Annotated in this window: 4 protein-coding genes and 1 pseudogene; all 5 read left to right on the top strand. The window is 70.3% G+C overall.

The genetic code is table 11. From position 1 onward, the window contains the following. Positions 1 to 729, top strand: a pseudogene (locus tag AC08OP_RS02535) (hypothetical protein); the annotation flags it as partial. Next, on the top strand, positions 729 to 1,202 hold the full coding sequence (locus AC08OP_RS02530) for a hypothetical protein (protein WP_476612728.1): 474 nt from the start codon (positions 729 to 731) through the stop codon (positions 1,200 to 1,202). The pseudogene AC08OP_RS02535 and the gene AC08OP_RS02530, both read left to right, overlap by 1 nt. Positions 1,203 to 1,209: 7 nt before the next feature. Next, positions 1,210 to 1,686 carry an NUDIX hydrolase gene (locus tag AC08OP_RS02525; protein ID WP_476612727.1) on the top strand — a complete coding sequence of 159 codons (477 nt, stop codon included), beginning with the start codon at positions 1,210 to 1,212 and terminating at the stop codon, positions 1,684 to 1,686. 741 nt (positions 1,687 to 2,427) lie between these two features. Continuing rightward, a complete protein-coding gene (locus AC08OP_RS02520) occupies positions 2,428 to 2,829 on the top strand; it encodes a SpvB/TcaC N-terminal domain-containing protein (protein WP_476612729.1) in 402 nt (133 codons plus the stop codon). A gap of 79 nt (positions 2,830 to 2,908) precedes the next feature. Next, on the top strand, positions 2,909 to 12,850 hold the full coding sequence (locus AC08OP_RS02515; RefSeq protein WP_476612726.1) for a Tc toxin subunit A-related protein: 9,942 nt from the start codon (positions 2,909 to 2,911) through the stop codon (positions 12,848 to 12,850). The last annotated feature ends 32 nt before the right edge of the window (positions 12,851 to 12,882 follow it).

Raw genomic sequence — 12,882 nt, 5'->3', positions numbered from 1 at the left:
TCATCACCTGGGTCAACACGACCTTCACCCACCCGGACGGCACCCTGCCGATCCCACCCGATCCGACCAAGCACCTGCGCGCCACCCGCTTCCGGCGCACCCTCGCCCACAGCATCGTCCGCCGCCCCCGGCGGCCTCATCGCCGCCGCCCTGCAATACGGCCATGTCCACACCAAGGTCACCCTGAGCTACGCGGGCGCCGCGGACACCTCCTGGCTCGACGACCTCGCCGTCGAACGCCTGGAATTGGTCATCGAACAGACGCAGACCGACACCCGGCTCCTCACCGACGGCGAGCACATCAGCGGACCCGCCGCCGCCGAATACCGCACCCGGGGCGCACGGTTCCACGGCCGCGTTGTCAACCAGGCCCGCAACGCCCGGCGGCTCCTCGCCAGCTCGGACCCCGATGTCCATCATGGCGACGGCCTCACCTGCGTCTACCGCGCCGAGACCGCCGAATGCCGCCGCGTCCTCGCCCGGCAGGGGCTCACCCCCGACGGGCCGCAGGAGTTCCACTGCCGGTCCACCTGCCCCAACCTTGCCTACACCGACCGCGGCATCGACCAGCTCCGCGCACGGCTCAATCGTCTGGACGCCACCATCGGCGACCCGCTGACACCGCAGCCGCTCCGCGACCGCGCGCACGCACAGGCCGAAGCCGCGAAAGCCACCATCGACCGGCACATCTCGACCTCGCCCCGTCGGGCAGACCAGGCAGACCAGTGATGACCCGCCAGCCCCGGAATCCGCCGGCAGAGAGATCCGCCATCGAGGCCGCGACCGCGCGGCTGCTTGCCGGAACCCCACTGCGGTCCCGCTCCGGCAAACTCACCGTCACCGAGCTGATCGTCGAGTCCGGCCTGCGCCGCGACGTCGTCTACGCCGACCACTCCCACCTGGTCGAGGTCTTCCGCACGCTGGTCAAGGCACAGAACTCCACACCCACCGCCCTGCGGGACCTCGCCGAGGAGAACGCCGACCTCATGCAGAAACTCGCCGCGTCCAAAGCCGAGCTGGCCGAGGAACGCGCCGCCGCCGCGACCCTGCGCAGACTCGTCGTCGAGCTGTCTCTGGAACTGAGCCAAGCACAGGACCAAGGACATGATCAGAGAAACGCCGTTCGTCTCACGCCCGCACCGACCCGCACCTCATCGGCCCTTGCTGACGGACTCCCTACTCGACTCCACCACATGTTGTAGGAGAGCTGTGCCGGACCGTTACCGAAGCATCGTTGACGTCTACGTCCTGCTCCGACGAGACGGCAAGATTCTCCTCCTGGAACGCGCCAACACCGGGTACGCCGACGGGCAGCTCTGCCCACCCAGCGGCCATCTCGAAGAAGGTGAATCCGTGGTGGATGGCGCCATCCGCGAAGCCCACGAGGAGGTCGGCGTCACTCTCCGGAAGGAGAACCTTCATTTCGTGCATGTCGTGCACCACCGCAACCCGCAGGGGCAGGCCCGCATCGGCTTCTTTTTTGGAGCTACCCGGTGGGAAGGAGAGCCGCGTAACCGCGAGCCCGCGAAATGCGCCGGCCTCTTCTGGGCTGACCCCGACAAGCTGCCACCCAACACGGTCGGCTACACGGCCGCGGCTGTCGCACAGATCCAAGTCGGACACGGATTCTCCATCGATGGCTGGGATGGCATCTACAGCAGCGAAGACGCGGAGAACAGCAAATGATCATCTACGCTCTGGCAATGGCAGGTTCGCGTAGAGCGAAGACCGTTCGGTAGCCACGCCGCCGCGTACCCCACACGCCACGTCTACCTGCCCTGTGTCAACCCAGTGGCGCCTGGTTGAATCCGCCTCGCTCGGCCCGGTATGGCTGAGGCTCGCACCCGGCCGGTGCGACGGTCCGGAGATCGGCCTTGGCGAGGTCGAGGACGGTGACGCTGGAGGGACGGTAAGGGTTGGCACCAGCCAGGTCGGCGCGGGGGACGCCGGGCAACCGCGGACGGCGGGCGAGGACCAGGGCGGCGGCCGCGCGTCGGACGAGATCGGCGCGCAGGCGCGGGTCAGCTCCATCGACTTTGTAACCGTCACCCAGCCGGCGGACACCCGTTGCCCGGCACCGAAACGATCACCGGTAGGGCGAGGGTTGGCTTGGTGCGGAAGCCGGTCCCGTCAGGGACGCTGGCCGCGGCGAGCCGATCGGGTCGTCGGTCCAGGGCTTCGGCAGGTACGGAGCGTTGCCGCGCGGGTGTCGACCAGGGGGATGCCCGGTTAGAACTCGACTGGCAACATCATCCACTACGTCGAACGCACGTTCTGAGCGCCTGGTAGGTCCGTTCGCTCCGGTCCGCCTGGTCACCATGATCGTGGGAGTGGTAAGGTCGGCGTTTCTCTTCGCGTCCGGAGACGTGACGACGCTCGGTGTCCGTCTGGGGAATTCTGACGTACGTCACGTTCCTCGGGGTTACTATGCCGCTAGGGCCTCGGGCGGTTGCTCTCGGCGCAAGCTCGGGGGGGCGTATGGCGGCGTCAGCTGCGAACGGGCGTGCGGGCGGTGGAGCCGACTCTGCTTCGGCATCGCCGCAGGTGGTCGCGTCTTCTCTTGCGTTGCCGAAGGGCGGCGGTGCCATTCGCGGTATCGGCGAGAAGCTGGCCGCGAACCCGGTCAGTGGCACGGGCACCGTGTCGGTGCCGATCGCCGCCAGTCCCGGTCGCTCCGGATTCGGCCCTCAGCTCACGCTCGGCTACGACTCGGGGGCGGGTAACGGGCCGTTCGGTCTCGGGTGGAGTCTTTCGACGGTCGACGACTCGATGACCTGTTCCCCCAACTTGACTATCCGCCGATCCCACTCGCCAACCCGACCGGGATAGTCCTTCTTACCGCCTTCGTTGACGTGGCTCCGACGGGGGCCGGTCGTCGGCGAGTCGCTTTCAGTGTCGAGGAGCACCGATGCCCACTCTTCTGGTGATTCGCCTGCATCCTGATGTCTCCGTCACCGCCAACTCGTTCCAGGACGAATACCTGCCGAACCTCTCGATCGCGGCGCACGAGCTGTCCTTCTCGGACCCGGCCGGGGCGGGGCCGGCTTTCGGCACCGCGAACTACCTGCCGAATGCGAACACGCGGGTCACGCAGCACGTCGGGATGGTGGAAGGCCCGACGCCCGGCCAGCGCATACCCAAGATATTCGCCGTCGCGACCGCGGTCATCGAGGTGCCCGACCCGCCCGCGGGCGGCGAGCACGACACCGTCGATGTCCGCATTGTGATCGCCCGTAACGGGGAGATCGTCCATCGTCAGCTGTACTACAACGTGCCGGTCGCGCCGGCGCCGGTCCCGGCCGATCCGAACGACTATCCGGAGCTGGCCCCGGTGAGTCTCTACCTCGAGCTCCCCTCATCGGGTCACGGCACGGGAGCCGGGTTCACCCTGCCCGAGGACGGCACCGCCCCCAACTTCGACGCGTTGCGGGCGGCGGTGGAGGATGTCCTCGACGACGATCCAGGTTCCACCGCGGGCATCGCCGATCTCACGTTCGAGCAGGCGCGCCATGTCGCGCGTGAGATCGCGTGGAACCGCGTCGCGTACCCGCCGCCGAAGCCCGATGCGGCGAAGGGGACCATCGATACCGGTCTGGACACTCCCGACAATGCCGAGGAATGGCAGCGTCAGGTGTTCCAGGCCATCTACACCGGTCCGAACGCTGCCGACAGCAACGAGGAGCGGCAGCGTCAGGTGTTCGAGGGCGAGCTGCTCATGCACCACGTCGCCCGCAACACCGAATCCGATCGCCTCACCGAGTTCGTCTACGCGCTGTCGGCCGCGATCTGGTGCGAGCGGCGGTCGGCCGCCGCCACACGTGCCGGCTTCACGTTCCCCGTCTTCCCCGACCGCCCTGACCGGCACCGTCGCGTGTTCCTCACCGGTGCCGGCGGGGCGCCGCTCGCACCCGCGCCGGTCGTTCCGGCGGCGTACTTCTACGCGCTGGCCGCGGTGCTGCCCCACCAGGTCGAGCGCGAGCAGCGTTACGACCTGGCCGTGCTCGACGGGGAGGCCCAGTCCGTGAGGGCCTTCTCGCAGGCGGTCGCCGACGGCGTCATCAGCGAGCCGCCCGCCGCGAACCGGTACCAGGCGGCCCGCCGGCTGCAGCTCCTGGGTCGGCTGAACGACCTCGGCACCCCCACCTGCGAGCTGGCGCCGGCACCGGCGCCGGTCAACGCCCTGTTCTCCGGGTGGCTCGCCTTCGCCGGCGACGACATCGACGCGTTCTGGGCCTCGCTGAACGGCAGCCGGGCAGCCGGGCATCTCCACGTCGTGGTCGGTGCGATCGCGGACGCCCACCAGCCGCTCGTCGACGCCGTCGAGGACGCCGCGTTCGGTGTGACCACCGTGGCGGACCTGGCCGCGAAGACGAACCAGGACTGGGCCACGCTGCTCGCCGCCGACCCCACCAGGCTGCCGCCGTTCACCGCTCCTGGGACGACCAGCGAGCGGATCGACGCGTTCATCCGCGGCCTTCGGCGCTTTTTCGACCTCACCGAGACCGCCGACACACCGCCGCCGCCGACGGCGCTCGGCGCCCCGCTGCTGGACCGGTCGCCCGGCACCCTGGTCGACGCGCTCATCGCTGCCCTGCCCGACTTCGACTTCGGGACGTGGACGGAAACCACGCTCGCGCCGGCGCTCGACCTGCTTCTGCCCGGTGACCCCGACGCCCAGGCCGAGGTCACCGCGTGGCTGAGGCGCATCCGCGATGTCGTCGCCCTCGTCGCCGGCGTCCCGGCCGAGCTCCAGTTCTCGGTCATCGAGGCTCTGTGGGCCCGTGGCTTCATCACCGCGGCCGGTTTCGAAAGCCTCACCCTCGACGGGTTCCGGGACGCGTTGCAGGGCAGTGTCGCCTTCGATCACGCCGAGGCCATCTGGACGCAGGCCGGCGCCCGTGGCGCGGAGCCGGCCGAGCCTGCGGGCCCCTTCGCCGCCGTCAACCCGGACGGGCGGCTCACCGACTGCGTCCCGCCCCGGCACCGGTCGGCCCTGGGTCCGGTGGCGTATCTGCAGGAACTGCTGCGGGCCACAGGCAGGTCCAGCTGCGAGGAACCGCTGCCTGTCGACAGAGGTGCGTCGCTGTCGGACCTGGTGGCCTCCCGGCGTGGGCCTGTCGGTGATCTTCTGGCCAGCGCCTCCAACGTCGACGTGCCGATCCCGCTCATCGACCGCGTCAACGAGTGTCTCGAGCACCTGGTGGCCGGGCAGGCCACCTCCGGTGTCGTGTACGACACCGCGGCCGGTACCCTCGGCGGGCACGCCCTGGACACCGCCGCCCCGGCGGGCGGGGTGTCCCACGACGCGACGACGCTGTTCGAGGCGCTGCCCGCGCATTCCACACCGGCGACACCCACCAGGGCTCCGGGGGCGTGGGAGGTGCTCCGCCGCGACTTCTCGTCCTGGCTGCTGCCCTACCACCAGCCTCTCGACATCGCCCGGACCTACCTGGACGCGCTGGGGACAAGCCGTTACGCCACCATGCGGCGCGGCCGGCGGCACATCACCGAGCTGGTGCTCGACCCGTCGTCCGAGCCGGGCGACTTCCAGACGCACCTGTGGCGGTATCCGGTCCGCCTCCCCCTGGCACTTGAATACCTGGGCATCAGTCCCGAGGAGTACGACGTCCTCTACACCCCCCGGGGGCTCGATCCGGCGACTCTGCCGGTCCATTTCGGTTTCGGTCGGGACGACGAGAGCTGGATCAGCTCCGTCACCGACCTTCCGACGTTCCTTGAACGTACCGGTCTGAGCTTCTGCGAGTTCCGCGAGCTGTGGCTCGCCGACTACGTGTCGTTCACGTTCCGCCATCCGCAGGAACGCCCACTGCCCGCCTGTGAGCCCTGCTGTCTCGATGACTTCACCATCGTCTTCCCCGATTCCGCGGATCCCGCCGAGGAGCTCGAGCGCCTGAACGCGTTCATCCGCCTGTGGCGCCGGCTGAACGCCCGGCCGGAGACGGCGCTGTCGTTCGCCGAGCTCGCCGATATCGCGAGGGTGCTGGCCCTCTACGACGGAGCGGCCGTCAACGGCGATTTCGCCCGTCAGCTGGCCGCTTTCCTCATGCTGCGTCGCGACTTCGAGCTCGACCTGACCGATGGAACGCCGACGGAGGAGCCGGCCACCGGTGGGGCTGATGGTGGGGCTGACCGCACCCACCTCCTGGCGTTCTGGGTTCCGGGGGCCGCCCGGCGGGAGTGGGCCGTCCGGCACCTGCTGAACCAGATCCAGCGTTACGCCGTCTACACCTATGGCTGCACACCCCGCCCGCCCGAGTTCATCAAGCTGCTCAAGGACAATCTGGACCCGTTGTCACGCCTGGCCGGTTTCGATCCGCAGACGCCGGGGGACACGTGGGACGCCAGACCCACCCACACCCTCCGCCTCGCCGAGATCCTGGCCAAGATCTACGCCTCGGACTTCGAGGTCGGCGAGATCCTGTTCCTCTTCACAGCCGATCCTCAGATCCAAGGGGGCGACCCCTTTCCGCTCCAGCCGGCGAACGAGGCGCTCGACCTCCCGTTCGCCGCACCCGACGACGACCCGGACAACCTGTTCGCGCTGCGGGAGCGCCTCCTCGCCGTCGAGGTCGACGACGCGGCGGCCCGGGCCTGGACCTTCACGGCGATGGGGGAGCGCCTGCACGCCGAGGTCGGGCTGCCGCTGCCTCCGGACGGCGACCAGTGGGATCGGTTCGGTCGGCACTTCTTCCCTGACGTCCTGATCGCCGAAGGCGTCCCCGTCACGGCCGCGCAGCGGCGCTACAGAACACCGTTGGCGGGGACCTCGACGGAACTCTGGAACACCCCTCCCGAAGGCCCGTTCCGCCACGACCCCGCTGCCGGCGTCCTGTGGTGCGACGTCCCGCTGGCCGACGCCGACGTCCTCGCCAAACTGGCCCGTGTCCGCCAGCTCAGCCCGGCCGAGCAGGCGGCGGTCAGCGAGCTTTACCACCTGCCTCGGGCGGAGCTTGCCTTCTTCTCCTTCCTGTTCGACAACCAGGCGGAGGCCGAGCGGCACCTCATCGAGGAGACCGACGCCGCGGCCCGCTGGTCCTGGTTCCAACACGCGTTCGCCCGCTTCCTGGCCCGCTGTGACGCCATCGCCTCGCACCTCGCCGGCCACGTCGCCCGGGTCACCGGGCGAGACCGACCGGACAGCGCCACCGCGGCGAGGCTCGTCCTCAGGTATCTCCGGGCCGATGAGAACACGGCCCTGACGCCGTGGGAGGACGACGGCGGTCAGCCGCCGGCCGTGAGGTGGGCCCCGACCCCCGGCGGAGGAGCCTTCCACGCCCTCCTCGGGGTGGCCGGCACCGGCATGCTGGCCGAGTACCGTTCCGCCACCGATGCCCTCCGGTGGCGGGAGACCCGAGGCGGGACGGAGGCCTTCGGGCCGCACGAGAACACGGCCATGAGCCCGGTGCCCACCGTGGTGCCCGCCATGGACACCGCTTTCGCTCCCGAGCAGCTCCGGTACGCCGCCATCCGCAACGGCTTCGCCATGGCGAACACCAATGGTCTGGCCCTCGGCGGCGCGGAGCCGTTCCGCCTGACCTGGTCCGGACTGGTACTGATCGAGCAGCCCGGTGCCTACGGCTTCCGGGTAGGCGCGCCCACCACCGACGGCGGGTTTCCCGACTTCGAGGCGATCCGGCGCTTCCACCGCTGGTGCGTCACCCTGAGGCAGGGGCAGCGGTCCTGGGTGCTGCTGGCGCACGACTGGCCGGCGGAGGAGGCGCCGCCGGACTGCTCGGCGCCCGCGCGGCTGGAACGCGGCTTCTACGAGCTCGCCATCACCTTCGAACGCCTGCCCGTCACCTTCGACGGCCCCGAGGACGTGTATCCGCAGACCACCGGGATCCAGCTCAGCTACGAAGGCCCCGACACCGACGGAGGCTGGCGGCCGATCCCCAACGACAGACTGTTCGTGGGGCACAAGGCAGCAGGGCTCGACGACGGCTTCGACGCGGATTCCCCCGCCGCCCTGCTGGCCGCGCTCCGCAACCGCTACGTCCCGACAGTCCGTGACATCCGCCGGACCTACCAGCGGGCCTTCAAGGCCCTGCTGTTCGCCCACCGCCTCGGCCTCGGAGCGAAGCCCGAAGCCGACGACGGACAGTCAGAACTCGCCTACATCCTCTCCCGGCCGGAGGCCTTCGCCGGCCGGTCCTATGCCCGGGACGGCGGCGGCATCGTCGCCCACCAGGCATGGTTCGACGTCAACTTCTGGCCGGTCGCCGACGTCTACCACCCGCCGTCGCCCGCCGTCGACCAGCGCGCCGCCCCGTCCCGGCGGCGCAGCGCCGCCCTGTTCGACTGGTGGGAGCGTCTCTTCGACTACACGGTGATGCGGGCGGCGGCCACCCGTGGCCCGGAGCTGCCCCTGTGGCTGCTGTTCCACGAGGCGCACGAGGCCCACGAGGACAACCCGGCGCATCTCCTCAGGCACCTGGGTGTGCGGATCGACCATCAGGAGTCGGTCCTGCGCTACTTCGATCCCGCGGAGGCCGGCCTTTCCTACGACGTCACGAGCGAGGACCTGAGCGACGACCGTTGGACGGTCCGGGTCTGGCACGCCGACCGCTGGGTGCGGGCCCGCGAGCACCAGTTCCTCAGCCGTGACCCGCGCGCCGCCGCGGTCTTCCTCTGGGCCTCCGACGGCCCTGAGACGGCGGGGCTGGAGAACCTGACCCGGTTCTACCGCGACGACTGCATCGAGAACGGTGCGCCACGGCGGTACACCGAGATCCGGAACGTGAACGACGGCCTGCGGGAGCGGGGCCGCGCCGCCCTGGTCTCCTATCTCACCCGCCTCGACCGGGTGGCCCTGCCGTGGGGAGGATTCGCCGCCACGGCCCGCGACCTGTCCGAGCTGCTGCTCCTCGACGTCGAGGCCGGCATCTGCCAGAAGGCCAGCCGCATCGAGGAGGCCATCTGCGCGGTGCAGCTCTTCGTCAGCCGAGCCCGGCTGGGACTCGAACCGGCGTTCTCCCCCGGCCCGTCGTTCGCCCTCGTCTGGGACCGCCGCTTCGCCGAGTACCAGACCTGGCTCGCGTGCCGGCGGCGGGAGATCTACCGCGAGAACTGGATCCAGTGGGACGAACAGGCCGAGGCCCGCGGGTCGGAGGCGTTCCGGTTCCTCACCTCCGAGCTGCGCCATGCCGACCTGACCCTGCCGGAACCCGGAAGCCTCGCCTTCTGGCCGACCCCCGGCCTGCCGCCTCAGAGCGGTGCGACGCCGCTCCAGGCCCGCGAGCCGGCGACCATGCGTTTCGTGGCGCCGCCCGCCGACGGCCTCGGGGTGCTCGGCACTCCGAACCGGCACGCGCGGACCAGCTGGCTGGCCCCCGCCACCCACCGCCCGAGAGGCCGGATCCGCGACGACGGCGAGGACACGCAGGACGGATCCAATCCCCCGTTCCCCATGTGGATCGAGGCGGCGGTCCGCCTCGGCGCCCGGTTCGTCCGCGTCGCCGCCGCCGGCCTGCCGCAGGCCTCGACCAGCCACCGGCCGGCGCACGACCAGACGTCGGCCGCCTCCTGCTGCCAGGAGTGCGGGAAGGCCCACCCGGCGCTGATGGACGAGTACTACTTCTGGCTCGAGGTCTCCGAGCAGTACGACCCGGTCGAGCAGGTGGCGGAGTGGCGTACCGTGCCGGACGACCCGGCCGCCGAGATCACCGGCGACCCGCTGTCGGACTGGCACCGTCCCGCGGCGCTCCCGGGGCTGCTGGCCTGGGCGCCGCGGCGGACCGTGCACCTGCACTGGTGCCGTGTCCACAACGGCGAGTTCGGAACCCACCGCCAGTCGGCCGAGGGGGTGCGGGTCTCCGACGGCGCCGAACCGGCCCTGGTCTTCACCGGACGGGTGGGTGACTCGCTGGCGTTCTCCGTCACCGGCGGCGAGACGTCGGTGGGTCTTCCAGATGATCCACCGGCGGGCTTCCGCTACGACCTCGCGCCTGACGACGCCGTCACCGTGCCCGAGGTGGTGCCGGCACCACCGCCGGAACCCGTCGGCGGCCTGGCCGCCTTCCCCTACTTCGCCTGGGCCAGCCCCGGGGCGCCGATCCTGCCCCGCGACATCCTGGCCCCGGTGCTGTCGGTGGCGACGCACCTGCGCACCCACTGCCGCTACGAAGAGGCGCTCAAGTGGCTGGAACTCGTCGCCCGCCCCCTCGACGAGGACAACACCTGGGCCACCTGCGACGCCCACGACGATGACGACGACGGCGAGCCGCTGCCTGTCGAAAGCCGCTGCTGCTGCCCGAGCGAACCCGCCGGCAACCATGCGGCCCGACGGCGCGCGGTCGTCCTGACCTACCTCGAGATCCTGGCCGAGTGGACCGACGCGCTACTCGCCCGGAACACGCCGGAGGCCTTCCAGCACGCCCGGCTCCTCGCCGACACAGCCCGGCGCATCCTCGGCGACGTCCCGCGCACCGTCCTCGACGCCGGCGCGGACGGCGAGGCGGCCGAGGACGGCGAGGCGGTGCCGGTGGCGCAGGCCACGCTCGCCTGCGCGCCCCTCAACCCCCGGCTGCTCGGCCTGTACGAGCGCATCGACGACCGGCTGTCGCTCCTGCGCGCCTGCCTCAACGCCCACCGGCGCCACGGCGGCACCCCGAACCGCGACCTGGCGTACTTCGGGGACCCACGCCTGCGTGACCACTGGATCGCCTGGACCGCCGAGGGCGATGCCTGCCTGGACACCGCGTTCTGGTGTCGCCCCGCCAGCCCCTACCGGTTCCAGTTCCTGGCGCAGCGGGCCCAGGAGATGGCCTCGGAGGTGCGTGCGCTCGGCAGCCAGCTGATCTCGGCGTACGAACGAGGCGACGCCGAATACCTGGCACAGCTGCGCGTCCTGCACGAGCGGCAGCTCGGCGACCTGGCCCTGCGGATCCGCCAGGACCAGTGGCGAGAGGCCGACTGGCAGGTCCAGGCACTGCAGAAGGCCAAGGCGATCGCGACGACCAAGCTGCAGTGGTACCGCAACCTCATCGCCGTCGGTCTCCTGTCCGGCGAGGCCGGCTACGAGCCGCTCACCATCACCTCCACCGGCCTGCGCTCCGCGGCCAACGCCGTGGAGGCGATCGGCCAGGCCATGAACATGGCCCCCGACCCCAACATGGGCTTCCCGGCCAGCTTCTTCACCCTGGCGCCCGGCAAGAAGGCCGCCATGATGTTCGCGGCTGCCGGGACCATCGTCCGGACCGCGGCCGACGTCGTGAACACCATGGCCGGCCTCGGGCTGACCAAGGACGGCTGGGTGCGGCGCGAGGACGAATGGCAACACCAGGTCGACGTGCTCACCATCGAGGTGGCGCAGATCGAACGCCAGATCCTGGCCGCCGAGCGCCGGCGGGACATCGCCCTGCGCGAGCTCAACAACCACCGGCAGACCATGGAGAACGCCGCCGAGATCCACGACTTCGTGCGGGACAAGTTCACCAGCCACGCCACCTACCTCTGGTTGCAGAAGGAGACGGCGGCGCTCCATCACCGCATGTACGAGCTGGCACTACACTGCGCACTCCAGGCCGAACACGCCTTCAACGTCGAACGCGGCCACCCGGCAGCGCGGTTCGTGCCCAGCGATGCCTGGGACAGCCTGCACGAGGGGCTTCTCAGCGGCGAACGCCTGTCACTCGCCATCCGCCAGATGGAGAAGGCCTACCACGACAGCAACGTCCGTGAGTACGAGCTCACGAAACATGTCTCGCTGCGCCAGCACTTCCCCGCCGCCCTCCTGCAGCTGCGAGCCACGGGCCAAACCGAGATCGACCTTCCCGAATGGCTGTTCGACCTCGATCACCCGGGTCAGTACATGCGCCGCATCAAGAGCGTCTCCCTCTCGATCCCGTCGGTCGTCGGGCCCTACACAGGCATCCACAGCCGATTGACACTGATGTCAAGCACCACCCGGGTGAGCCCGGAGCTGAAGCAGCCTGCCCACCGGTGCTGCGACCACCAGGCCTGCAACAACGGCTACCCACCACTGGCCGAGGACGAGCGCGTCGTCACCAGCTACGCCGCCACCGACGCGATCGCCACCTCGACGGGCCAGTCCGACACCGGGCTGTTCCGCCTCGACTTCGACGACCAGCGCTACCTGCCGTTCGAACTCGCCGGCGCCGTCAGCCGGTGGCGCATCGATCTCCCGCCCGAGAACAACCACTTCGACTTCGAGCAGCTGAGCGACGTGATACTGCACCTGAGCTACACCTCCCGCGAGGGCGGCGACCTCCTACGGTCCGCCGCCTCCGAATGCGCCCGCCAACACCTCACCGGCGACGGCACGCGCTTCATCGACGCCGTCCGCGAACTCGGCGGGCAATGGCGCACCGTCGAGCGGGCGGGGGGCACCACACAGCTGCTGGGTCTGGCCCTGGAGCGGCACATCTTCCCGTACCTCACCGGAGACCGGGCCGTCGCACCCACCCGGATCGAGATCCTCTTCGAGGCACCCGACGCCGCGACCGCGACCCACCACACGGTGACCTTCTACGCAGGTCAACGCCTGACCGCTCTCGATCCATCGACCTCACGAGAGGGCGTCTCATCGGTGGTCTGCGTCGGCGACAGCGCCTGGCCCGGCCAGTACCACGGCTTCGTGGAGCTCGACCCCGACCGGAACGGGTCGGGGGATCGCCTCGATCTCGGCGTCCTCGCCTTCCCACCCGAGGTCCGTCGGCTGTGCGACGTCTATCTGCTCGTGCACTATGACGCCGTGCCCGGCCCGGGCATCTGCCCGGCGCCCCCGACCTCTCGCCGCGGGGAGAATCGAGCCACCAACAGTCAGAGAGCGGTCGACCTGACGGCCCGCCTGGTCCGGCTCGAGATATGAACGCCATGCCACCGAGTGCCGGTAGGGTCGGC

It is taken from the genome of Frankia sp. CeRuru1, assembly GCF_977966315.1.
Note: the sequence above shows the minus strand (reverse complement) of the source record. Positions and strands in the feature narration are given on the sequence as shown.